At 63.7% G+C, this 22519-nt stretch carries 21 protein-coding genes; 14 read left to right on the forward strand and 7 right to left on the reverse strand.

Features of this window, described 5'->3' with window-relative positions; genetic code table 11:
- Nucleotides 1-68 precede the first annotated feature (68 nt).
- The 7 genes from EB815_RS00505 to EB815_RS00535 all read left to right on the forward strand — a co-directional run bounded on the left by EB815_RS00505 (nucleotide 69) and on the right by EB815_RS00535 (nucleotide 6753).
- On the forward strand, nucleotides 69-668 hold the full coding sequence (locus tag EB815_RS00505) for a VOC family protein (RefSeq protein WP_056569755.1): 600 nt from the start codon (nucleotides 69-71) through the stop codon (nucleotides 666-668).
- A 143-nt stretch (nucleotides 669-811) separates the two neighbouring features.
- Nucleotides 812-3106 carry a bifunctional salicylyl-CoA 5-hydroxylase/oxidoreductase gene (locus EB815_RS00510; protein WP_056570424.1) on the forward strand — a complete coding sequence of 765 codons (2295 nt, stop codon included), beginning with the start codon at nucleotides 812-814 and terminating at the stop codon, nucleotides 3104-3106.
- The gene (locus tag EB815_RS00515; RefSeq protein WP_056569754.1) at nucleotides 3103-3876 is read left to right on the forward strand and encodes an SDR family NAD(P)-dependent oxidoreductase; all 774 of its coding nucleotides are present in this window, start codon (nucleotides 3103-3105) and stop codon (nucleotides 3874-3876) included. Before EB815_RS00510 ends, EB815_RS00515 begins: the two co-directional genes overlap by 4 nt.
- Nucleotides 3870-4340, forward strand: a complete 471-nt coding sequence (locus tag EB815_RS00520; protein ID WP_056569752.1) for a MarR family winged helix-turn-helix transcriptional regulator — start codon at nucleotides 3870-3872, stop codon at nucleotides 4338-4340. Before EB815_RS00515 ends, EB815_RS00520 begins: the two co-directional genes overlap by 7 nt.
- Nucleotides 4337-5149, forward strand: a complete 813-nt coding sequence (locus tag EB815_RS00525; protein WP_056569750.1) for an enoyl-CoA hydratase family protein — start codon at nucleotides 4337-4339, stop codon at nucleotides 5147-5149. Before EB815_RS00520 ends, EB815_RS00525 begins: the two co-directional genes overlap by 4 nt.
- Nucleotides 5149-6297 (forward strand): acyl-CoA dehydrogenase family protein, encoded by a 1149-nt coding sequence (locus EB815_RS00530; RefSeq protein WP_056569748.1) that lies wholly within the window; start codon nucleotides 5149-5151, stop codon nucleotides 6295-6297. The genes EB815_RS00525 and EB815_RS00530 overlap by 1 nt, the downstream gene beginning before the upstream one ends.
- A 60-nt stretch (nucleotides 6298-6357) precedes the next feature.
- Nucleotides 6358-6753 (forward strand): RidA family protein, encoded by a 396-nt coding sequence (locus EB815_RS00535; protein ID WP_056569746.1) that lies wholly within the window; start codon nucleotides 6358-6360, stop codon nucleotides 6751-6753.
- A gap of 10 nt (nucleotides 6754-6763) precedes the next feature.
- Here the strand turns inward: EB815_RS00535 and EB815_RS00540 are convergent, their stop codons facing one another.
- Entirely contained in the window at nucleotides 6764-7855 is a 1092-nt protein-coding gene (locus EB815_RS00540; protein WP_065005407.1) for an LLM class flavin-dependent oxidoreductase, read from the reverse strand.
- Between the two features lie 123 nt (nucleotides 7856-7978).
- Here EB815_RS00540 and EB815_RS00545 point away from each other — a divergent pair, with 123 nt between their 5' ends.
- The 5 genes from EB815_RS00545 (at nucleotide 7979) to EB815_RS00565 (ending at nucleotide 13156) form a co-directional block, all read left to right on the forward strand.
- Nucleotides 7979-8740: an HpcH/HpaI aldolase family protein gene (locus EB815_RS00545; protein ID WP_081295037.1), complete on the forward strand. Its 762-nt coding sequence runs from the start codon at nucleotides 7979-7981 to the stop codon at nucleotides 8738-8740.
- Between the two features lie 196 nt (nucleotides 8741-8936).
- Nucleotides 8937-10127 carry a pyridoxal phosphate-dependent aminotransferase gene (locus EB815_RS00550; RefSeq protein WP_056569740.1) on the forward strand — a complete coding sequence of 397 codons (1191 nt, stop codon included), beginning with the start codon at nucleotides 8937-8939 and terminating at the stop codon, nucleotides 10125-10127.
- A gap of 89 nt (nucleotides 10128-10216) precedes the next feature.
- The gene (locus tag EB815_RS00555; protein ID WP_056569737.1) at nucleotides 10217-11014 is read left to right on the forward strand and encodes an ABC transporter substrate-binding protein; all 798 of its coding nucleotides are present in this window, start codon (nucleotides 10217-10219) and stop codon (nucleotides 11012-11014) included.
- 163 nt (nucleotides 11015-11177) lie between these two features.
- Nucleotides 11178-11852: an amino acid ABC transporter permease gene (locus EB815_RS00560; protein WP_056569735.1), complete on the forward strand. Its 675-nt coding sequence runs from the start codon at nucleotides 11178-11180 to the stop codon at nucleotides 11850-11852.
- Between the two features lie 92 nt (nucleotides 11853-11944).
- The gene (locus EB815_RS00565) at nucleotides 11945-13156 is read left to right on the forward strand and encodes a cysteine desulfurase-like protein (protein WP_244494038.1); all 1212 of its coding nucleotides are present in this window, start codon (nucleotides 11945-11947) and stop codon (nucleotides 13154-13156) included.
- Between the two features lie 36 nt (nucleotides 13157-13192).
- Here the strand turns inward: EB815_RS00565 and EB815_RS00570 are convergent, their stop codons facing one another.
- From EB815_RS00570 to EB815_RS00590, 5 genes are all read right to left on the reverse strand, one after another.
- Nucleotides 13193-14026, reverse strand: coding sequence for a dipeptide ABC transporter ATP-binding protein (locus EB815_RS00570; RefSeq protein ID WP_056569731.1), 834 nt, complete (start codon nucleotides 14024-14026; stop codon nucleotides 13193-13195).
- On the reverse strand, nucleotides 14023-14880 hold the full coding sequence (locus EB815_RS00575; RefSeq protein WP_056569729.1) for an ABC transporter ATP-binding protein: 858 nt from the start codon (nucleotides 14878-14880) through the stop codon (nucleotides 14023-14025). Before EB815_RS00575 ends, EB815_RS00570 begins: the two co-directional genes overlap by 4 nt.
- 2 nt (nucleotides 14881-14882) lie before the next feature.
- Nucleotides 14883-15737, reverse strand: coding sequence for an ABC transporter permease subunit (locus tag EB815_RS00580; RefSeq protein ID WP_171883339.1), 855 nt, complete (start codon nucleotides 15735-15737; stop codon nucleotides 14883-14885).
- Between the two features lie 70 nt (nucleotides 15738-15807).
- Nucleotides 15808-16815: an ABC transporter permease subunit gene (locus EB815_RS00585; RefSeq protein WP_056569725.1), complete on the reverse strand. Its 1008-nt coding sequence runs from the start codon at nucleotides 16813-16815 to the stop codon at nucleotides 15808-15810.
- A gap of 50 nt (nucleotides 16816-16865) precedes the next feature.
- Complete coding sequence (locus tag EB815_RS00590) at nucleotides 16866-18458, reverse strand: ABC transporter substrate-binding protein (protein ID WP_056569724.1); 1593 nt, start codon at nucleotides 18456-18458, stop codon at nucleotides 16866-16868.
- Nucleotides 18459-18927: 469 nt separating this feature from the next.
- Between EB815_RS00590 and EB815_RS00595 the strand changes: the two genes are divergently transcribed.
- Nucleotides 18928-20964 (forward strand): long-chain-fatty-acid--CoA ligase, encoded by a 2037-nt coding sequence (locus EB815_RS00595; protein ID WP_056569721.1) that lies wholly within the window; start codon nucleotides 18928-18930, stop codon nucleotides 20962-20964.
- Nucleotides 20964-21683 (forward strand): class I SAM-dependent methyltransferase, encoded by a 720-nt coding sequence (locus tag EB815_RS00600; RefSeq protein ID WP_056569719.1) that lies wholly within the window; start codon nucleotides 20964-20966, stop codon nucleotides 21681-21683. The genes EB815_RS00595 and EB815_RS00600 overlap by 1 nt, the downstream gene beginning before the upstream one ends.
- 109 nt (nucleotides 21684-21792) lie before the next feature.
- Here EB815_RS00600 and EB815_RS00605 read toward each other — a convergent pair whose 3' ends face one another.
- Nucleotides 21793-22515, reverse strand: coding sequence for an HAD family hydrolase (locus tag EB815_RS00605; protein ID WP_056570422.1), 723 nt, complete (start codon nucleotides 22513-22515; stop codon nucleotides 21793-21795).
- Nucleotides 22516-22519 lie beyond the last annotated feature (4 nt).

Here is a 22519-nt window from a genome sequence, read left to right on the forward strand (position 1 = left end):
ACGCCGAAAAGCGGGCCTCGGACGTGCGACCGGCAAACAACCAGGTCCCGCCAATGGAGAGGACTGACATGAAAACGATACTTCGAAACGCAACGCTCGCCGCCGCTGTCCTTGGCAGCGCCGGCATGGCCTCGGCGGATTCGATCCCCGGCATGCGCGGGCACGATCACACCGGCATTACCGTTCCCGACATGAAGCAGGCGGTCGACTTCTTCACCGAAGTGGTCGGCTGCAAGAAGGCGATGTCCTTCGGCCCGTTCGCCGACGACAAGGGCACCTTCATGCAGGATCTTCTGGGCGTCGATCCCAAGGCTGTCATCGAACAGGTCACCATGGTTCGTTGCGGCTATGGGTCGAACATCGAGTTGTTCAAATACACCGCCCCCGACCAGAAGAACCTGACGCCGAAGAACAGCGACATTGGCGGTTTTCACATCGCCTTCTATGTCGATGATGTCGCCGCGGCGAAAGCCTATCTCGACGGCAAGGGCGTCAAGACGCGCATGGGCCCCTTGCCGGTCAAGGAAGGCCCCGCCGCCGGCCAGACCATTCTCTATTTCCAGGCGCCCTGGGGACTTCAACTGGAAGCGATCAGCTATCCCAACGGCATGGCCTATGAGAAGGGTGCCGAGACCGTGCTGTGGAGCCCGAAGAATCCGGAGAAGTGACATCAGGCGCGCGCTTGCGGCTCGAGACGCAAGCGCGCTGCCCAATATCAGCACAATGATTTCGATATAAAACTTTAAGCTTGAAATATCTTGCCGCCGGCGCGATACTTGAGGTCACAGCAAGCGAAGAGGAGATCGCACACATGAAGGTTGCGGTTCTCGGCGGCGGACCAGCCGGCCTCTACTTTGCCATTTCGATGAAGCTCCGGGACGCCGCCCACGATGTGACGGTGTTTGAGCGCAACCGCGCCGACGACACATTCGGCTGGGGCGTGGTGCTGTCGGCCGAAACGCTCGACAATCTCGCGAAGAACGATCCGGTCAGCGCCGTCTGGATCAAGAAACATTTTGCCTATTGGGACGATATTGCCGTCATCCATGACGGCGTGCGCACGGTCTCGTCGGGCCACGGCTTCTGCGGCATCGGCCGCAAGCGGCTGTTGATCCTGCTGCAACGCCGCGCCCGCGAACTCGGCGTCAAGCTGATGTTCGAGACCGATATCGCCGACCCTAGGCCATACATGGAGACGCATGACCTGGTCGTCGCCGCCGACGGGCTGAACTCCAGGGCGCGCAACACATTTGTCGACATCTTCAAGCCCGATATCGACACCCGCAAATGCAAGTTCGTCTGGCTCGGCACCAACCAGAAATTCGACGACGCCTTCACCTTCATCTTCGAGAAGACCGAGCATGGCTGGGTGTGGGCGCACGCCTACCAGTTCGACAGCGACACCGCGACCTTCATCGTCGAGTGCAGCGAGCAGACCTGGGCTGCTTTCGGCTTCGGCGCGATGACGCAGCAGGAATCCATCGCGGTATGCGAACGCATCTTCGCCAAGCATCTCGGCGGCCATGCGCTCATGACCAATGCCAACCATATCAGGGGTTCGGCCTGGATCAATTTCCCGCGCGTGCTGTGCGAGCGCTGGTCGTACAAGAACCTGGCACTGATGGGCGACGCCGCCGCATCGGCGCATTTCTCGATCGGCTCAGGCACCAAGCTGGCGCTGGAAAGTGCCGTGGCGCTGGCCGACTATGTCGAGACCGAGCCGGATCTCGATGCGGCGTTCCGTAAATATGAGGATGCCCGCCGCACCGAGGTGCTGAAGCTGCAATCGGCGGCGCGCAATTCGCTCGAATGGTTCGAGGAGGTCGAGCGCTATCTCGGCCTCGACCCGGTGCAGTTCAATTATTCGCTGCTGACACGCTCGCAGCGCATCAGCCACGAGAATTTGCGGCTGCGCGATGCCGAATGGCTGGGCGGCGCGGAGGAATGGTTCCAGCGGCAGGCGGGTGCCGGCGGCAACAGGCTGCGCCGCGCGCCGATGTTCGCGCCGTTCAAGCTGCGCGAACTCAGGCTCAACAACCGCGTCGTCGTCTCGCCGATGGCGCAGTACAAGGCCGTCGACGGCTGCCCGACCGACTGGCATTTCACCCACTATGCCGAACGCGCCAAGGGCGGCGCCGGCCTCGTCTATATCGAGATGACCTGCGTCAGCCCGCAAGGGCGCATCACGCCGGGCTGCCCCGGCTTCTACGCGCCTGAGCACGAGGTGGCATGGAAGCGGCTGGTCGACTTCGTCCATACCGAGACCGAGGCCAAGATCTGCGCGCAGATCGGCCATTCCGGTGCCAAGGGTTCGACCCGGCTGGGTTGGGAAGGCACCGACGTGCCGCTGGCCTCGGGCAACTGGCCGATCATGGCGGCATCGGCCGTCGCATGGTCGCCCGAAAACCAGGTCCCGAAGGCGATGGACCGAGCCGACATGGATCTGGTGCGCGACCAGTTCGTGGCTTCGGCCGAGATGGTCGACCGCTGCGGCTTCGACATGCTGGAGATCCATGCCGCGCACGGCTATCTGCTGTCGTCCTTCATCACACCGGTCACCAACCGGCGTACGGACGTCTATGGCGGTTCGCTTGAGAATCGCATGCGCTACCCCCTCGAAATCTTCCACGCGGTGCGTGCCGCCTGGCCGGCAGGCAAGCCGATCTCGATGCGCATCTCGGCCAATGACTGGGTCGGCATCGAAGGCGTGACACCGGCCGACGCGGTCGAGATCGCGCGGCTGCTGCAAGAAGCCGGCGTCGACATCTGCGACGTCTCGGCCGGCCAGACTTCGGCATTGGCAAAGCCGGTCTACGGTCGCATGTTCCAGACGCCTTTTTCCGACCGCATCCGCAACGAGGTCGGCATGGCGACGATGGCGGTCGGCAACATCTACGAGCCGGACCATGTCAATTCGATCCTGATGGCCGGCCGCGCCGACCTGGTGGCGCTGGCTCGGCCGCATCTTGCCGACCCCTACTGGACGCTGCATGCGGCGGTGACGCTTGGTGACCGCGGCGTCAAATGGCCCGATCCCTACCTGCCCGGGCGTGACCAGCTCTACCGGCTGGCGGAGCGCGATGCGGCCGCGGGGCTGAAAGTATGACTGCCGCAACAGCGATCCCCGGCAAGCACGCGCTGGTCACCGGCGGCGGCTCCGGCGTCGGTCGGGCCATCGCCCTGGCACTGGCTGGCGCTGGCATCAATGTGACCATCTGCGGCCGCCGTGAAGCCGAGCTTGCCAAGGTTGCGGGCGAAAGCGACCGCATCTTCGCCATCGCCGCCGATGTCACCAACGAGGCGGCGATAGCCGCGCTCTACGAGACGGCGCAAACCGCGCGCGGGGCCTTCGACATCGTCGTCGCCAATGCCGGCATGGCCGGCAGCACGCCGGCGCACAAGACCACGCTCGCCGACTGGCAGAAGACGCTCGACGTCAATTTGACCGGCGCCTTCCTGACGGTGAAGCCGGCGTTGGCCGGGATGGCCGCGCGCAAGGCAGGCCGCATCGTGTTCATCGCCTCGACGGCGGGATTGAAGGGCTACGCCTATGTGGCGCCTTATGTCGCGGCCAAGCATGGCGTCGTCGGGCTGATGCGGGCGCTTGCCGCCGAGACGGCGAAATCCGGCGTCACCGTCAACGCCGTGTGCCCGGGCTTCGTCGAGACCGACATGCTGGAGGAGTCCATCCAGCGCATCATCGAAAAGACCGGCCGCTCGGCCGGTGAGGCGCGGGCAAGCCTCGCCTCGACCAACCCGCAAGGCCGCTTCATCCAGCCGCAAGAGATCGCCGCCGCCGTGCTGTGGCTGTGCGGCGACGCGGCGGCATCGATCACCGGACAGGCAATTTCGATCTCAGGAGGCGAGACATGGTAGCCGGCCCCCTGCCCGCACCGTCGGGACCCGGCAAGGACAGGCTGCGCCTGTGGATCAGGCTGCTGCGTGCCTCGCGCACGATCGAGGCCGAACTGCGCGAGCGCCTGAAGAAGGAATTCGATACGACCCTGCCGCGCTTCGATGTGATGGCAGCCCTCTACCGCGCCCCCGAAGGCATGCTGATGAGCGACCTGTCGCGCTTCCTGCTGGTCTCCAACGGCAATGTCACCGGCATTGTCGACCGGCTGGTTTCGGAAGGGCTGGTCGCCCGCGCCCGCCGCAATGGCGACCGCCGCACCTCGATGGTGCGGCTGACGGAGGAAGGCACCAAATCCTTCGCCACCATCGCCGCGGCGCATGAGGGCTGGATCGGCGAATTGCTGGGCAAGGTCAGCGAGGAAGATGCGCGCCGGCTGACCGGCATGCTGACCTCGTTCCGCAGCAACTGGGAGGGACGCGAATGACCGGAATGGCCGGCCTCAAGCCGAAACATTTCCTCTGGGAGGTTGAGGGCAGGATCGCCAAGGTCCGGCTCGACCGGCCGGAGCGCAAGAACCCGCTGACCTTCGACAGCTATGCGGAACTACGCGACACATTCCGCGACCTTGTCTATGCCGACGATGTCGACGCCGTGGTGTTCCTCTCCAATGGCGGCAATTTCTGCTCCGGCGGCGATGTCCACGATATTATCGGCCCGCTGGTCAAGATGGACATGAAGCAGCTTCTGGCCTTCACCCGCATGACCGGCGATTTCGTCAAAGCGATGCTGAATTGCGGCAAGCCGATCATTGCCGCGGTCGACGGTGTCGCGGTCGGCGCCGGCGCCATCATCGCCATGAGTTCCGACATCCGCATCGCCACGCCGGAAGCCAAGACCGCGTTCCTGTTCACCCGCGTCGGCCTAGCCGGCTGCGACATGGGCGCCTGCGCGATCCTGCCGCGCATCATCGGCCAGGGCCGCGCCGCCGAACTGCTCTACACCGGCCGCACCATGACGGCGGCCGAGGGCGAGCGCTGGGGCTTCTACAACAGGCTGGTCGATGCGGCAGCGCTCGAAGCCGACGCGCTCGACATGGCGGCGCGCATCGTCTCCGGCCCGACCTTCGCCCACGGCATCACCAAGACGCAGCTCAACCAGGAATGGTCGATGGGCCTCGACCAGGCCATCGAGGCGGAAGCCCAGGCGCAGGCGATCTGCATGCAGACGCGCGATTTCGAACGCGCCTACAAGGCATTCGTGGCCAAGGAAAAGCCGATGTTCGAGGGCAATTGATGGCTGACAAGAGTTTCCTCAACTGGCCGTTCTTCGAAGACCGTCATCGCGAGTTGGCCGAGCGCCTGGAGGCATGGTGCGCCAAGAACCTGCCGGTCGATCACCATGATGTCGACGCCGCCTGCCGCGAGTTGGTGGCGAAGCTCGGCCGCGACGGCTGGCTGAAGCCGACGGCTGTTGACACCGACAATCCGGGGCCGCTCGACGTGCGCACCTTGTGCATCACGCGCGAGACGCTGGCGCGCTATGACGGGCTCGCCGATTTCGCCTTCGCCATGCAGGGACTGGGCACAGGAGCGCTCAGCCTGTTCGGCACACCGAACCAGCAGCAATGGCTGGCCAAGACGCGTGCCGGCAAGGCGATATCGGCCTTTGCCCTGTCGGAGCCGCGGTCGGGATCGGATGTCGCCAACACCGAGATGACGGCGACCCACGATGGCGACAGCTACATCCTGACAGGTGAGAAGACCTGGATTTCCAATGGTGGCATCGCCGACCTCTATGTCGTCTTTGCCCGCACCGGCGAGGCGCCGGGCGCCAAGGGGATCTCGGCCTTCCTGGTGCCGGGTGATGCCAAGGGCCTCGGCATCGCCGAGCGCCTCGAAGTGATCGCGCCGCATCCGCTGGCGCGGTTGTCCTTCGACCAGGTCCGGCTGCCGGCCTTGGCTTTGATCGGCAAGCCCGGCGACGGCTTCCGCATCGCCATGTCGGTGCTGGACGTGTTCCGTTCGACGGTTGGCGCAGCAGCGCTCGGCTTTGCCCGCCGGGCGCTCGATGAAAGCATCAAAAGGGTGGCCGAGCGCAAACTGTTCGGCGCGCCGATGGCCGAATTGCAGATGGTGCAGGGGCATGTCGCCGACATGGCGCTCGACGTCGACGCGGCGGCGCTTCTGGTCTACCGCGCCGCCTGGACCAAGGACATGGGCGCGGCGCGGGTCACGCGCGAGGCGGCGATGGCCAAGCTGTTCGCCACCGACAAGGCGCAAGATGTGATCGACAAAGCGGTGCAGTTGCATGGCGGCGACGGCGTCCGCAAGGGCCATATCGTCGAGAGCCTGTATCGCGAGATCCGCGCCCTGCGCATCTACGAGGGCGCATCCGACGTGCAGAAGGTGGTCATCGCCAGGCAAGTGATGAGCGCGGGCTGACAGCGGCATTGACGGCATTCAATTTTGACACTTGGTTTCTGGAATACGGGGAGGCTTGAAATGCACGAGGTTCTGCAGCCGGAAGGCTGGGCCAAACCGGTCGGCTACGCCAATGGCGTCGCGGCGCGTGGGCGTCTCATCTTCGTCGGCGGACAGGTCGGCTGGAACGGGCAGTGCCAGTTCGAGACCGACGACTTTGTCGGCCAGGCGAAACAGACACTGGAAAACATCGTTGCGGTGCTGGCGGAGGCGGGCGCCACGCCTCAGCACATCACCTCGATGACCTGGTATTTCACCGACAAGACCGAATATCTGGCCAATCTCAGGGGCATCGGCGAAGCCTATCGCGAGGTGATCGGCCGGCATTTTCCGGCGATGGCCGCCATGCAGGTGGTGGCACTGGTCGAGGATCGCGCCAAGGTGGAGATCCAGGCGACCGCGGTCATACCGGATTAATCTGTCGTCATTACCCGCGAAGGCCTGTCTGCCTCAGCAGCGGCAGCACGTGGTCGCAGAAATAGGGGAGTTCCTGCGTGTAGTTGACGAAGGAAAGCGCGATGCCCTGATAGCCGTGGCCGGCAATGGCGGCCATGTCGGCGGCGATCGTTTCCGGGGTTCCAATCAGGGGATAGGTGCCGGCGCCGCCGGCGAAGCGCTGGCGGTAGCGGTCATAGGCGTGCGGGTCGTGCGACTGCGAGAATTCCTTCTTGCCGGCCATATGGGCATCGACCGCGTCATGGTCGGCCAGATCGACCGCGTATCTGTTATAATAGGCCTGCGCCTCTTCCATCGTCGGGCGGCAGACGGCGTGCGCCACCGTATAGACACCGACATCGCGGCCGACCTTGTCGGCCCGTTCGCGGATGTCGGCGACATGTTTGCCGGCATCGCTCATTTCGGAAAAAGTCGTGAACAGATAGTCGCACCGGGCGGCGGCGAAATCGCGGCCCGGACCGCCGAATGCGGCGTTCATGGTCACCGGACGCGGGGTCTGCACACTGGCCGGCCGGCTGACCGCTTCCTTGAGACGATAGTAGGTGCCTTCATAGTCGAGAGGCTCGGGAGAGGCATAAAGCTTTTCGAGGATTTCGATCCATTCGGCCGCCTGGTCGTAGCCCTTTTCGACGAGCGGCGTGCCGAACATGCCGAACTCCTTCGGGTTCCAGCCGCAGACGATGTTGAGGCCGGCGCGACCTTGGCTGACGTGGTCGACGGTCGCCAGCGCCTTGGCGGCATAAAGCGGATGCACCAGCGGCACATGCACGGTCATGAACAGGCCGATCTGTTCAGTGGCCACCGCCAGAGCCGCCGCCCAGGTGAAGGTCTCGAACGACCATTCGCGCACCTTGTTGCGGCCGCCAAAGCCGCGCCAGCGGGCGATCGGCAGCAGAAACTCCAGCCCGGCGCGATCGGCGATTTGCGCCGCCGTCAGATTGTCCTGCCAACTCGCCGTCCAGCGTTCCGGCACATCGGTGATCGCAAGCCCCCCGTCGGCATTGGTCGAGAAGACGCCGAGCTTCAGTTTGTTCGGGCGGTGCAAGGGATGCGCTTTGATCATCTCGGGAACTCGTGGCGGGAGGCTACACGCTAGGCCCGCGCCAGAATATTTCAAGCCTGAAATAGCTTCGCCTCGCGGTCGTTTGCGGATATGGATTTGGGCAGGTCGAAAAAGAGGATGGACATGAGCGAGTTCCGCCAGAAATGCCTCGGCAAGACGGGCCTCGTCGGTTCCTTTGCCGCCATTCCCCATCCCGTTGCGGTCGAAGTGATGGCGCTATCCGGCCTCGACTTCCTCTGCATCGACTGGGAGCACGCCCAGATTTCGCGCGACATGATCGAGACCATGGTGCGAGCCGCAGACGTGCATCGCGTGCCGGCGATGGTGCGTGTTCCCGGCCATGCGCCGGAAGCCATCCAGGCGGCGCTGGACAGCGGCGCGCAAGGCGTGCTGGTGCCGCGCGTCTCGACCGCTGCCCAGGCCGAAGCAACAGTGAAAGCCTCGCGCTATCCGCCACAGGGCGAGCGAGGCGTCGGACCCGGTCGGGCCGCCGGCTATGGCTATCGTATTCCCGAATATCTTGCCGGTGCCAACGACAGAACCGTCGTCGCGGTCCAGGTCGAGACAGCGGAGGGGCTCGCCAACATCGACGCGATCGCGGCGGTCGACGGCGTCGACGTGATCTTCGTCGGCCCCGGCGACCTTTCGGTGTCGATCGACGCGATCGGACCGCAAGGCGCCGATAAGCTCAATGCGGCGATCCGGACGATCATTTCTGCCACGATCGCACATGGCAAGACAGCAGGCATATTTTGCGCCAGTCCACAGACGATCGGCCGTTGGGCAGCCATCGGTGCGAGTTTCTTCGTGCTGGCCAGCGACACGATGTTTCTGGGTGCCGGCGCGGCGGCCAACTTTGCCGCGGCGCGCGACGAATTGGCATGAAACGTGCGCATCGGGGCAAAAAAGGCGTATCGGCAGGGCAACAGGCCGCCCAAACTTTTTAAGCTTAAAACTTTCGCCTTGAAAAGTGCCGCACTTTGGATAGCATCCAAGGATCGATGGCGACCGCGATGCCGGAGGGGTTGCCGGCCAGTTCATCGCAGTGCTTCGGGTGGGAGGGGTTCAGTCCTTGTCGTTCATGCTGCCCCAGTCATCGTCCAGCGCGCGCTATGCTTTTGATGGCGTCCGCGCGCAGATCCGTGATCTCCATACCGAAAACATCGCCAACCTTGCCGTGCGCGCGCGTGAATTGGGCGACGTCATCGCGCTCTGGTACGGCGAAGGCGACATGGTGACGCCCGCCTTCATCCGCGACGCGGCCAAGGCGGCCTTCGACGAAGGTCAGACTTTCTACGTGCCGAACATGCGCGGGCTCGGGGCTCTGAATGAAGCGCTGTCGGAATACCAGACGCGCATCCACCGCCGGCCGATCCCGATCACACGAACCACCGTCACGCCGGGCGGCATGCAGGCGCTGTACCTTGCACTGGAACTGCTGGTCGATACCGGCACAAACGTCGTCTACGTCGCGCCGCAATGGCCCAACATCCACAACGCCATCCACCTGATCGGCGGCGAGCCACGGCCGTTTTCGCTCGACTTCGAGGGTGACTGGCGGCTCGACCTCGACAGGCTGTTCGCCAGCTGCGACGCCCGCACCCGCGCCATCTTCCTGTCGACGCCGTCCAACCCGACCGGCTGGACCGCCTCGGCCGAGGAGATGCGGGCCCTGCTTGATTTCAGCCGGCGCACCGGCATCTGGATCATTTCCGACGAGGTCTATGGCCGGCTCTATCTCGACGGCGACGTCGCGCCCTCGATCCTGCAGATCGCCGAGGACGGCGACCGGGTGCTGTCGGTCAACAGCTTCTCCAAGGCCTGGGCCATGACCGGCTGGCGTATCGGCTGGCTGACGCATCCATCGGGAGTGGCCGACCAGCTCGGCGCCATGACCCAATACGTCAACAGCGGCACCGCCGCTCCTATCCAGGCTGGCGCCGTTGCCGCAATTCGCCAGGGCGAGCCACTGGTCGAAGAAATTCGGCAGCGGATCAGAACCGGCCTCGACCTCGCCTATATCAGGCTGGCACAGATTCCGGGCGTCATTTTGCCGACGAAACCGCGTGGCGGCATGTATGCCTTCTTTGCCATGGAAGGCGAAAGCGATGCCAGTCGCGCCTGCGCCAAAATCCTGGAGACGGCGCGCGTCGGGCTGGCGCCCGGCCATCTCTTTGGAAGCTCGGCGACGGCATTCCTGCGCATGTGCGTCTGCCGTGACCGCGACCAGATAGCGACCGCGCTCGACCGCATGGTCGCTGCCATGAATTGACGCCCCGCTGGGAGGTGGGACGGCAAGAAACCGTGCGGGGCCAGCCCGCCCGATCAACAACCAGAGGGAATACCCCAGAGGGACGACCAATGAAGCTCACCCGTCGCAATCTCATCCTGCTCGCTGCAGCCATCGGCATCGCCGCCGGCCCCGCCACCGCCCATGCCGCCGATGTGCTCAATGTCGGCGCCTACCCGACCAATCCGCCCTTCGAATACAAGAACGAGAGCGGCACTTTCGAGGGCTTTGAAGTCGATATCGTCAACGAAGCGGCCAAGCGCATCGGCATGACCACCGACATCGCCGATCTCGGCTTCCAGGCGCTGTTTGCGGCCACCACCTCGAAGCGTATCGATGTCGCCATCTCCTCGATCACCATCACCCCGGAGCGGCTGAAGTCGCAGTCCTTCACGCAGCCCTATTATGATTCCGACATGGGCATCGCCACCAAGACCGATAGCGCTGTCAACACCGAGGCCGACCTCAAGGGTAAGATCGTCGGCGTGCTGTCCGGCTCGACCGGCGAGACCTGGGTCAAGGCGCATCAGGAAGCCGATGGCTTCAGCGACGTGAAGGGCTATGACACGCAGCAGAACCTTTTGCTCGACCTCAGCGCCGGCCGCGTCGATGCCGCCGTCAGCGACATTCCGGGCATGGAATACTCCTTCACCAAGATGAAGGACCTGAAGGTGAAGCAGCGCATCAAGACCGGCGAACAGTACGGACTGATGATGACCAAGGACCACCCGCTGCTCGGCAAGCTCAACGACGCGCTGACGGCGATGAAGAAGGACGGCACGCTGGCCGCGATCCACAAGAAGTGGTTCGGCAGCGACGCGCCGGCCGACTCGTCGACCGTCAAGGAAATGCCGATGCCGAAGGCCTGAGCGGCGACCGAGAACAGGGGCGTGCCGGCTCAAAAGGCCGGCACGCCTCGTTTTCATTGATGATCCTTCCCCGGAGCCACAGGTCAGCGCGGCAAAGCCGCTTTCGGTGTTTCCGGGCCCTGCTCCAGCGTCACGGGACGCAAAACGGTTCGGGAACGCTCCCATGTCGCTGATCGACACCTTCTTCAACGCCGACGTCATCGCGTCGAGCCTGCCCGCGCTGCTGCGCGGCTTCCTGAACACGCTGCTGCTCGGCCTGCTCAGCATCGGCATCGGCATTCCGATCGGCCTGGTGATCAGCCTGCTGCGGCTCTATGCGCCAAAGCCGCTGCGGTGGCTGGCCGTCGGCTACACCGACATCTTCCGCGCCTTGCCGGTGCTGGTGGTGCTGATCCTGATCTACTACGCGCTGCCCTTCCTCGGCATACGCCTGTCGTCCTGGGCGTCCGCGGTGACGGCGTTCGCCATCATCATGTCGGCCTATTCGGCGGAAGTCTTCCGATCCGGCATAGAGAGCATTCCGCGCGGCCAGTTCGAGGCGTCGCAAGCGCTCGGCCTGCCGTTCCTTTTGACCTTGCGCAAGGTGGTGCTGCCGCAGGCGGTGCGCGTGGTCATCCCGCCGATGACCAGCAACTGCGTCTCGATGTTCAAGGACACCTCGCTCGCCTCGACCGTGGCGCTGCCGGAACTCTTGAAGGAGGCGACCAACGCGCAGTCGCTCTACGCCAACCCCTCGCCGCTGATCGGCGCGGCACTCGTCTATCTCATCTTCCTCTGGCCGATGGTGCGCCTCGTCAGCCTGCTTGAAGCCCGCTTCAAGACCGAAAAGACGCGCTGACCATCAGACCGTTCGCCATAGCACTCCGCAGGAGACATCCCTTGAGCAATCCCCACGCCACCGACGGCTTCCCCGTCGCCACAATCCGGGCCATGTTTCCCGCCCTGCAGCGGGCCGGCGATTTCATCTTCCTGGACAACGCCGCCGGCGCGCAGATTCCGCAGAGCGTGCTCGACGCGGTGACCAACCACCTTGTCTCGCACAATGTGCAGCGCGGCGGCCGCTATGGCCGCAGCGTCACCGTCGACCAGTCGGTCGCCGATGCTCGCACAAGCGTAGCGCTGCTGATCAACGCCTACAGCCCGGCGGAAATCTGCTTCGGCATGAACGCCACCTCCTTCATCCGCCTCGTCAGCCTCGGCATTGGCCAGATGCTTGGAGAACGCGACGAGATCGTCATCACCGACATGGACCATGACGCCAACATCGCCACCTGGCTGGCGCTGGAATCGGCCGGGGCGAAATTCAAGTGGTGGCGCATGCGCGAGGACGGCAACCTGCATGTCGACGATCTGCGCCCGCTGGTTTCCGACCGCACCCGCCTCGTAGCCTGCACGGTGACGGCGCATTCGATCGGCTCGATCGTCGATGTGGCTTCCGTGGCCAAGATCGCGCATGCGGCCGGTGCCGAAGTGTTCCTCGACTGCGTGCATTACGGACCACATGGGCTGATCGACGTGCAGGCCTGGGATTGCGACTACCTCGTCTGCTCCGGCTACAAGAACTTCTCGCCGCATATGGGCTTCCTCTGGGGCCGCTTCGACACGCTGAAGCGGCTGCCGACCTTCCGCGAGGATTTCATTCCGGACGAACCACCTTACAAGGTCGAGGCCGGCACCTTCATCTACGAGAATGTCTCCGGCATGGACGCGGCCGTGCAGTATCTGGAACTGATCGGCCGCAATCTCGCGCCCTCCAACAATCGCTCGCGGCGCGAAAACATCGTTGCCGGCATGACAGCAATCCGCGACTACGAGCTGGTTCTGGCGCGCGAGATGCTTGGCGTGCTCAAGGGCTGCGGCGCGACCATCTACGGCGTCGCGGACGAGGCGCGCATCAACGAGCGCGTGCCGACCTTCTGCTTCAACATCGGCAAGCTGTCGCCGCAAAGGATCGTCGAGGAGATGGCCGAAATGCAGATCGGCATCCGCGACGGACACATGTACGCGCCACGCCTGATGAAGCGCCTCAACCTGTCGATGGACAGCGGCGCCATCCGCGCCTCGTTGGTCCACTACAACACGGTCGAGGAGATCCACCGCTTCGGCGAGGCGCTGCGCGCCATCATCACAAAGCTTTCCTGATGGACGAAGGGCGCCTGACGGCTGCGGCTCGCAGCCTCAGGCGGCCGCCTTCTTCTTCGCCAACCGCGCCTTGATCGAAGCGACGTCGGCGCGCGGGGTCGCGGCGAACAACGTCCGGGTGTAGCTGTGCTTGGGGTCGGAAAACACCTCGTCGCGCGAGCCGTATTCGACCGCCTCGCCGAAATACATCACCATCACATCGTCGGCGATGTAGCGCACCACGGACAGATCGTGGCTGATGAAGACATAGGTCAGTTGGAATTCGTCCTGCAGGTCGGCGAGCAGATTGAGCACCTGCGCCTGCACCGAAAGATCGAGCGCTGAGACCGGCTCGTCTAGCACCAAGAGGCTCGGGTTCAACATCAGCGCGCGGGCGATGGCGATGCGCTGGCGCTGGCCGCCCGAGAACATGTGCGGATAGCGGTTGTAATGCTCGTGACCGAGGCCGACCTTCTTCAGCATCTTCATGGCGAGGTCACGCCGCTCGGCGGCCGATTTGTCGGTGTTGATCAGCAGCGGCTCGCCCAGCACGTCGCCGATCTTCTGGCGCGGATTGAGCGAGCCGTAGGGGTTCTGGAAGACGATCTGCACCTTGCGGCGCATCTCCTTGGTCAATCCGCCCCTGGCGATGTCGACCTTGTTGCCGTCGATGAACAGATCGCCCGCCGTCGCCGGATCGATCAACGTGATGATGCGGGCAAGCGTGGACTTGCCGCAGCCGCTTTCGCCGACGATGGCGAGCGTCTTGCCCTTGTCCACGGTGAAGGAGACGCCCTTGACCGCATGCACGGTGCGCGGTCCGGTGAACAGGCCGCCGCCGATGTGATAGTCGCGAACGATGTTCTTGCCTTCGAGAACCGTAGTGCTCATGCGGAGGCTCCCGCGGCAGAGGGAGCCGGCTCGAACAGCATGTCGGACACGGTCGGCAGCCGGTCGCCGACGGCGTTTTCCGGCAGAGCCGACAGCAACGCGCGCGTGTAGTTGCTCTTCGGCGATTCAAACAGCGACAGCACGTCGGCCTCTTCCATCTTGCGGCCCTTGTACTGGACGATGACGCGGTCGGCGGTCTCGGCGACCACGCCCATATTGTGGGTGATCATGATCAGGCCCATGCCGTATTTGGCCTGCAACGAGACCAGGAGATCGAGGATCTGCTTCTGGATGGTGACGTCGAGCGCGGTCGTCGGCTCGTCGGCGATCAACAGCTTGGGATTGCAGGCAATGGCGATGGCGATCATGACGCGCTGGCACTGGCCGCCCGACATCTGGTGCGGAAACGAGCTCAGCCGTTCCTCCGGATCGGCAATGCCGACCAGCTTCATCAGTTCGATGGCCCGCGCCCGGCGCTGAGCGCGATCCATGCCCATGTGGAAGCGCAGAACCTCCTCGATCTGGAAGCCGACCGTGAAGCACGGATTAAGGCTGGCGATCGGTTCCTGGAAGATCATCGAAATGTCCTTGCCGACGATCTTGCGCCGTTCGGACGGACTGAGCTTCAACAGATCGACGCCGTCGAAGGCCATGCGGTCGGCCCTGACCGTCGCCGTATTGGGCAACAGCCCCATCACCGCCAGCATCGACACCGATTTGCCGGAACCGGACTCGCCGACGATCGCCAGCACCTCGCGCGGTTCGATCGAAAGGTCGATGCCTTGCACGGCCATGAACGGTCCGGCCGCGGTGTCGAAGGAAACGGTGAGGTTCTTGATCTCGAGCAGGGGCATGCTCACGACCTCTTCAGCTTGGGGTCGAGCGCATCGCGCAGACCGTCGCCGATCAGGTTGATGGCGAAGACGGTGATCAGGATGGCGAGGCCGGGGAAGGTCACCACCCACCAGGCGCGCAGGATGAACTCACGTGCTTCGGCAAGCATGGTGCCCCATTCCGGCGTCGGCGGCTGCGCGCCCATGCCGAGGAAGCCGAGCGCGGCCGCCTCGAGAATGGCGTTGGAGAAGGACAGCGTCGCCTGGACGATCAAAGGCGCGATGCAGTTGGGCAGGATGGTAACCAGCATCAGCCTGAGATGGCTGGCGCCGGCAACCTTGGCCGAGATTACATATTCGCGGTTCTTTTCCGCCATCACGGCGGCGCGGGTGAGCCGCGCGAAATGCGGTTGCAGCACGAAGGCGATGGCGATCATGGCATTGACGAGGCCAGGGCCAAGGACCGCGACCAGCACCAGCGCCAGAAGCAGCGACGGGAAGGCCAGGATGATGTCCATGATGCGCATGATCAGCGTATCGACCCAACCGCGGCAATAACCGGCGAGCAGGCCGAGGATGACGCCGGAGATCAGCGCCGTGGTCACGACGACGAAGCCGATGGCCAGCGAGAAGCGTGAGCCGTAGATCAGGCGCGACAGCATATCGCGGCCGACGGCGTCGGTGCCGAGCAGGAACTGCGCATTGCCGCCCGCCTGCCAGGCCGGCGGCGTCAGGAAGAAGTCACGGAACTGATCGTCAGGCGAATGCGGGGCGAGCAGCGGCGCGAAGAGCGCGACCAGGATCAGCAGCGCGAAGACGAAGAGGCCTATCACCGCGCCCTTGTTGATGGAGAAGTAATGCCAGAATTCCGCGAACATCTGCAGCCGCGCGTCCTGCGGCTTGACGACGGTGGCGGCTTCGACGGTGGCTGGGCCTTCGTTGGTCATGTCAATTGGCCCGTATGCGCGGGTTGATGACGGCGTAGAGCACGTCGACGATGAGGTTCACCGACATGACGATCAGCGCGATCAGAAGCAACCCGCCCTGGACGGTGAAATAGTCGCGCTTGGAAATGGCGTCGATCATCCATTTGCCGATGCCTGGCCAGGAGAAGATGCTCTCGGTCAGGATGGCGCCGGTGAGCAGCGTGCCGACCTGCAGGCCGATGGTGGTGACGACCGGGATCAGCGCGTTGCGGAAGGCATGCAGGCCGATGACGCGGCGCGGCGCCAGGCCCTTGGCACGCGCGGTACGAACATAATCCTCGCCCAGCACTTCGAGCATGGCCGAGCGCGTCTGCCTGGCGATGACCGCCAGCGGGATGGTGCCGAGCACGATGGTCGGCAGGATGAGGTGCGACACCGCCGAGCGGAATGCGCCCTTCTGCCCGGAAATCAGGGAATCGATGGTCATGAAGCCGGTCACCGGCTTGAAGAAGTAGAGTAGGTCGATGCGGCCGGAGACCGGCGTCCAGTGCAGCGTGCCGGAAAAGACGATGATCAGCAGCAGCCCCCACCAGAAGATCGGCATGGAATAGCCGGCCAGCGCGGTGCCCATGGTGAGTTGGTCGAACCAGGAGCCACGGCGGATCGCGGCGAAGATGCCGAAGGCGACGCCGAAGACGACGGCGAAGATCATGGCGAAGATGGCGAGTTCGACCGTTGCCGGGAACCGCACCAAGAAATCCTTCAGCACCGGCGTCTTGGTGGAAAACGAGGTGCCGAAATCGCCGCTGAGGATGTTGGTCAGATAGGTCAGATATTGCTGCCAGATCGGCAGGTCGAAACCGAACTGGTGCATCAGTGCCGTGTGACGTTCGGGCGACAGGCCACGTTCGCCCGCGAGCACCAGCACCGGATCACCGGGCAGGATGCGCACGAAGCCAAAAGCGAGGATGGTTATCCCGATGAAGGTCGGGATGATGAGGGCGAGCTTGCCGAGGATATAACGCAGCATGGCGGGCGAGGTGGGGCGGCACCTTGTGGCGCCGCCCCGTTTCGCGAACCTTATTCGGCGATATCGACGCCGTCAAAGCGATGGATGCCGAGCGGATCCATCGCAAAGCCGGAGACGGTCTTCTGCATCGGCATGAACACCTTGGAATGGGCGAGCGTTGCCCACGGTGCCTGTTCCTTGAAGATGACCTGAGCCTGTTCGTAGAGCTTGGTGCGCTCGGCCTGGTCGGAAACCGTCTTGGCCTTGTTGATGAGCGCATCGAAGTCCTTGTTGCACCATTCCGCGCGGTTGTTCGAACCGACGGAAGCGCAGCTCAGAAGCACGCCGAGGAAATTGTCCGGATCGCCATTGTCGCCGGTCCAGCCGACGATGACGGCGCCGTCGTGATCGACCGCCGAAGCGCGCTTGAGGTACTCACCCCAATCATAGCTGACGATGTTGACGGTGACGCCGACCTTGGCGAAATCCGCCTGGATCAGTTCGGCGGTGCGGCGCGCGTTCGGCATGTAGGGGCGCGAAACCGGCATCGCCCAGACGTTCATCTTGAGATCCTTGACGCCGGCTTCCTCAAGCAGCTTCTTGGCAGCGTCCGGATCGTACGGATCGTCCTTCACGTCCTTGTTGTAGGACCACATGGTCGGCGGGATCGGGTTGATCGCCACCTGGCCGGCACCCTGGAAGACCGCGTCGATGATGGCCTTCTTGTTGATGGCCATGTTGAGCGCCTTGCGGACGCGCACATCGTCAAACGGCTTCTGCTGGGTGTTGTACATCAGCGCGCCGACGTTGAGGCCCTCCTGCTCGTCGACCTTCAGGTTCGCATCCGCCTGCAGGCCGGCAATGTCGGCCGGGGCCGGGTACGACATGATGTTGCACTCGCCGGCCTTGAGCTTCTGCGCGCGCACCGCCGGGTCGGTGGTGATGGCGAAGACCAGGTCGTCGATCTTCTGCTTGCCGCCCCAATAGTCCGGGTTGGCCTTGTAGCGGATGGCGGCGTCGGTCTGGTAGTCGACGAAGATGAACGGGCCGGTGCCGACCGGCTTCTGGTTGAACAGTTCAGGCGTCTTGTCGGCCTGCAGCTTGTCGGCATATTCCTTCGACACGACCGAGGCGAAGTCCATGCCCAGCGTCGGAATGAAGGTGATCGCCGGCTCCTTGAGGGTGAACTTCACCGTCATGTCGTCGACCTTCTCGACCTTGGTGATGTTGTCGCCGAACTGGTCATTGTAATACTGGTAGGCAATACCGGGAATGTACTGGAACCACGGGCCGTTCTTGTCGACCTGACGCTGGAACGAGAACACCACGTCGTCGGCGTTGAAATCGCGCGTCGGGGTGAAATAGTCGGTGGCGGCGAACTTGACGCCCTTGCGCAGCTTGAACGTATACTCCTTGCCGTCGTCGGAGATCGTCCAGCTTTCAGCCAGTCCGGGCGAGACCGTGGTCTTGCCGTGATCGAATTCGACGAGACGGTTGAAAACGGTACGCGAGGACGCGTCGAACGTCTGGCCCGCGGTGTACGGCGCCGGATCAAAACCCTCCGGCGATGCTTCCGCGCAATAGACCAGGGTTTTCGCGTTGGCCACGCCTCCCAGGACGCTTGCAGCCAGCAACGCGGCTGCAAAAGTCAATTTCTTCTTCATTGAGCACTCCCTGATGTTCTTCCAAGCCCCTCTATCAGGCTCGCGAAGCGCGCATATAAGCACCGTTTTTCCGGCTTTGGAACACCCCGTTTGCTTACCCCGCGGGAAGCAGGAAAAAAATCCGTAATTTTGCTAAATGGCAGAAAAAATTAGCAGTTTTTTCCATTCACGATATTGTTAACAACCGCATTTTTTTATTGATCCGGCATCTGGCGCCATCATTGCCGCGTCGCGTCTTCAGCCGGCCGCGGACGCGGAAAGATACCGTTCCAGTGTCGCCGGCGGGGAAGATTTTCGACGGCAAATCTTTCGGCGCCTTGCCGCAAGGGCAAGACTTGCACCCCCGCCGATAGAGGCAATACATAGATGGTCTGGCTGGCGGCAGCGGAGGACGTCTCTGTTATCTGGAGGCGGGTGCGGCACCAGGCGACCAAGAGACGGGCGAACAAGAATTGCTAGGGAGGAACGGGTGGCTAAAGCATCGAAGGCGCCGGTGAAAGTGTCGGCCAAGGCGGTTTCGAAACCAGCCGCCGCCGCCGACGGTCAAGGTGAAGCTGCCGCCAAGGCCGCGACCGCCAAGGCAGGCGCAAAGCCCGCCAAGACAGCACCAGCGGCAAAGGCGGCGACCACGGCCAAGGGCGCCACCAAGCCGACCGTGAAAGCCGCCCCCGCAAAGACTTCGCCGAAGGCTTCTCCCACAAAAGCGGCTCCGATGAAGGCAGCGGCGAACAAGACCGGCGCAACGAAGGCCGCATCGCCAGCGAAAGCGACACCGACACCGGCGCCCGCACCAGGCCGGCGACTGCCGAAGGCACTCACCGAACTCGTCGCCGGCCTGCCGGAAAAACCATGGCTGAAAAGCTATCCGAAGAACATGCCGGCCGAGATCGGTCCCCTTCCCCACAGTTCCATCGGCGATTTCCTTGTCGCCGCATGCAAGCAGTTTTCCGGCCAGCCGGCCTTCACCTGCATGGGCAAGTCGATCACCTATGCGGAGCTCGAGCGGCTTTCGGCGGCATTCGGCGCCTATCTGCAGTCGACGGGACTGCAGAAGGGCGCGCGCGTCGCGCTGATGATGCCGAACGTACTGCAGTATCCGGTGGCGATGATGGCGGTGGCCCGCGCCGGCTATACGGTGGTGAACGTCAATCCGCTCTACACGCCGCGCGAACTGGAACATCAGCTCAAGGATTCCGGGGCGCAGGCCATCGTCATCCTCGAGAACTTCGCAGGTACACTGCAGGCCGTGGTCTCCAGGACCTTGGTCAAGCATGTCGTGGTCGCTTCCATGGGCGACATGCTCGGCGGGCTTAAGGGCACGATCGTCAATCTGGTGGTGCGCCGCGTCAAGAAAATGGTGCCGGCCTGGTCATTACCCGGCCATGTCAAGTTCAACGCGGCGCTGAAGGCAGGCCGCGGCATGAATTTCAAGCCGGCCACGGTGGCCGCCAATGATGTGGCCTTCCTGCAATATACCGGCGGCACAACGGGGATCTCGAAAGGCGCGACCCTGTTGCACAGCAATGTGCTGGCCAACGTCGCGCAGAACTCGCTCTGGGTCGAAGACGCCTACACGATCAAGCCGAAGCCCGCGCATCTCAACTTCGTCTGCGCACTGCCACTCTATCATATCTTCGCGCTGACGGTGAACGCGCTGATGGGCATGCAGCAAGGCGCCCAGAACATCCTCATTCCCAACCCGCGCGACATTCCGGGCTTCGTCAAGGAACTCGGGAAATATCCGGTCCACATCTTTCCCGGTCTCAACACGCTGTTCAATGCGCTGCTCAACAATGAGGATTTCCGCAAGCTCGACTTCAAGCCGCTGATCCTGACGCTGGGCGGCGGCATGGCGGTGCAGAAGGGCGTTGCCGAGCGCTGGAAGGCGCTGACCGGCTGTCCGGTCTCGGAAGGCTATGGCCTGTCGGAAACCTCGCCGGTGGCGACCGCCAACAAGTTCACATCGAGTGAGTTCACGGGCACCATCGGCCTGCCGCTGCCCTCGACCGAAATCGTCATCCGCGACGATGACGGCAACAATTTGCCGCTGGGCGAGGTTGGCGAGATCTGCATCCGGGGGCCACAGGTGATGGCCGGCTACTGGAACCGGCCCGACGAGACCGCCAAGGTGATGACCAAGGACGGCTTCTTCAAGTCGGGCGACATGGGCTTCATGGACGAGCGCGGCTACACCAAGATCGTCGACCGCAAGAAGGACATGATCCTGGTCTCCGGCTTCAACGTCTATCCGACCGAACTCGAGGAGGTCGTGGCCATGCATCCGGGCGTGCTTGAGGTCGCGGCGATCGGCGTGCCGGACGAGCATTCGGGAGAAGTGCCGAAGCTGTTCATCGTCAAGAAGGATCCAGCCCTGACCGTGGAAGCCATCACCGCTTTCTGCCGCGAGAACCTCACCGGCTACAAGCGGCCCAAATACATCGAGTTCAGAACCGAATTGCCGAAGACGCCGGTGGGCAAGATCCTGCGGCGGGCGCTGCGCGGCTAGTGATCCTTGCCGACAATGATGCACCGGACCGGAGCCTTCGCCTCGATGCGGCGGAATTCATCAAGGCCAACATGCACCTTGTCCCGGTGCCCGCACTTCCTGAAATCCGGCTCTACACCGCCCATCCGGGCAGCGGATTGAGACGGCTGGTCGAGCCTGAAGACGACGCCGGCGCGGACGCTGACGCGCCAGAACCGCAGCCGCCCTACTGGGCCTATGCGTGGGCCGGCGGCGCCGTTCTGGCGCGCTATATCCTCGACCATCCGATGAGCGTGGCGGGCCGCAGCGTGCTCGACCTGGGCGCAGGGTCCGGCCTGGTCGGCATCGCCGCCGCGAAGGCCGGCGCGTGCGAGGTGGTTGCCGCCGAAATCGACCGCAACGGCATCGCCGCGCTCGGCCTCAACGCAGCCGCCAACGGCGTCGCCATCACGGTGGTGGACGGCGATATCACCGGGGGCCCGCCCCCCTTGGTCGACCTCGTGCTTGCCGGCGATGTGTTCTACGGACAAGACGTCGCGGCGCGCGTCATGCCTTTTCTCGATCGCTGCCTCGCGGCCGGCGTCGAGATCCTTGTCGGCGATCCGGGCCGGGCCTATCTGCCACGGTCGCGGTTGCGCCTGCTTGCGGAATACAAGGTGCCGGACTTCGGAGAGACAAGAGACGCCGCGCTGACGCCGAGCGGCGTCTTTCGCCTCGAGGCCGAGACCGCGCCTGCCTGAAGCGCATCGCCGTGAACCGGACTCGTGCCGCGCACCTCGGGTCTTTGCTCCATGCATGTCGTTCTCCCAAAACCGGGGTCACTTGGGCGACATGCATCAGTGGAGGCGATCAAACCGTCTCCTTGACCCGCGTTGAAAGGAAATCCGGCAGGTCGGCAACCGAATCCAGGATGACGTCGGCGATCTCGGCCAGCGATTCGCGCGTACCGGTGCCGGAAAGCACGCCGACCGCCAGGCCACAACCGCCGGCACGCGCCATTTCGAGGTCGTGGCGGTTGTCGCCGACCATGGCGATCTGCGCCGGCTTCAGCCCAGTGAGGTCGCAGAAGGCCTGGATGGTGTCCGGCGCGGGTTTGGGATTGGCGACCGCGTCGTAGCCATAGGCTGCGTCGAAGAGCTGCGCGACGCCGAGCGTGACCAAGGTCTTTTCCGCGCCGCTGGTCGAATCATTGGTGGCGACGCCAAGCCGGTAGGATGTTTTGTGCAGCACCGCCAAGGTGTCGACGACGCCCGGCAGGGCCACCGCCATCGCCGAGCCCTGCACCGAGGTGATCTCGTTGAAGCGGGCGACGGCCAGCATCTGGTCTTCGTTCGAAAGGCGCGGAAACCAAAGTTCGACGACGTCGAGATTGGTGCCGGAAGCAAATATGGAGTCGGGCTTGAAGCGCCGGTTGGCGAAATCGAAGCCGGCGGCCGCGAGCAGCCTGTCGGCCTTCCAGCGGTCGCCATCGGATGCGTCCATGGCCATGAAGTCGGCAACGCCGAGCCAGGTCGCGTTGAAGTCGACAAGTGTCCCGTCCTTGTCGAACAATATCCCCTTGATGTCTGCCAAGTCG

The sequence above is a fragment of the Mesorhizobium loti genome (assembly GCF_013170705.1).
GTDB classification, from domain to species: domain Bacteria; phylum Pseudomonadota; class Alphaproteobacteria; order Rhizobiales; family Rhizobiaceae; genus Mesorhizobium; species Mesorhizobium loti_D.

What these genes read in the sequence shown, in the direction of transcription:
- EB815_RS00505 (WP_056569755.1), top strand. Translation starts at nt 69, where the DNA reads ATGAAAACGATACTTCGAAACGCAACGCTCGCCGCCGCTGTCCTTGGC.
- EB815_RS00510 (WP_056570424.1), top strand. Translation starts at nt 812, where the DNA reads ATGAAGGTTGCGGTTCTCGGCGGCGGACCAGCCGGCCTCTACTTTGCC.
- EB815_RS00515 (WP_056569754.1), top strand. Translation starts at nt 3,103, where the DNA reads ATGACTGCCGCAACAGCGATCCCCGGCAAGCACGCGCTGGTCACCGGC.
- EB815_RS00520 (WP_056569752.1), top strand. Translation starts at nt 3,870, where the DNA reads ATGGTAGCCGGCCCCCTGCCCGCACCGTCGGGACCCGGCAAGGACAGG.
- EB815_RS00525 (WP_056569750.1), top strand. Translation starts at nt 4,337, where the DNA reads ATGACCGGAATGGCCGGCCTCAAGCCGAAACATTTCCTCTGGGAGGTT.
- EB815_RS00530 (WP_056569748.1), top strand. Translation starts at nt 5,149, where the DNA reads ATGGCTGACAAGAGTTTCCTCAACTGGCCGTTCTTCGAAGACCGTCAT.
- EB815_RS00535 (WP_056569746.1), top strand. Translation starts at nt 6,358, where the DNA reads ATGCACGAGGTTCTGCAGCCGGAAGGCTGGGCCAAACCGGTCGGCTAC.
- EB815_RS00540 (WP_065005407.1), bottom strand. Translation starts at nt 7,855, where the DNA reads ATGATCAAAGCGCATCCCTTGCACCGCCCGAACAAACTGAAGCTCGGC.
- EB815_RS00545 (WP_081295037.1), top strand. Translation starts at nt 7,979, where the DNA reads ATGAGCGAGTTCCGCCAGAAATGCCTCGGCAAGACGGGCCTCGTCGGT.
- EB815_RS00550 (WP_056569740.1), top strand. Translation starts at nt 8,937, where the DNA reads ATGCTGCCCCAGTCATCGTCCAGCGCGCGCTATGCTTTTGATGGCGTC.
- EB815_RS00555 (WP_056569737.1), top strand. Translation starts at nt 10,217, where the DNA reads ATGAAGCTCACCCGTCGCAATCTCATCCTGCTCGCTGCAGCCATCGGC.
- EB815_RS00560 (WP_056569735.1), top strand. Translation starts at nt 11,178, where the DNA reads ATGTCGCTGATCGACACCTTCTTCAACGCCGACGTCATCGCGTCGAGC.
- EB815_RS00565 (WP_244494038.1), top strand. Translation starts at nt 11,945, where the DNA reads ATGTTTCCCGCCCTGCAGCGGGCCGGCGATTTCATCTTCCTGGACAAC.
- EB815_RS00570 (WP_056569731.1), bottom strand. Translation starts at nt 14,026, where the DNA reads ATGAGCACTACGGTTCTCGAAGGCAAGAACATCGTTCGCGACTATCAC.
- EB815_RS00575 (WP_056569729.1), bottom strand. Translation starts at nt 14,880, where the DNA reads ATGCCCCTGCTCGAGATCAAGAACCTCACCGTTTCCTTCGACACCGCG.
- EB815_RS00580 (WP_171883339.1), bottom strand. Translation starts at nt 15,737, where the DNA reads ATGTTCGCGGAATTCTGGCATTACTTCTCCATCAACAAGGGCGCGGTG.
- EB815_RS00585 (WP_056569725.1), bottom strand. Translation starts at nt 16,815, where the DNA reads ATGCTGCGTTATATCCTCGGCAAGCTCGCCCTCATCATCCCGACCTTC.
- EB815_RS00590 (WP_056569724.1), bottom strand. Translation starts at nt 18,458, where the DNA reads ATGAAGAAGAAATTGACTTTTGCAGCCGCGTTGCTGGCTGCAAGCGTC.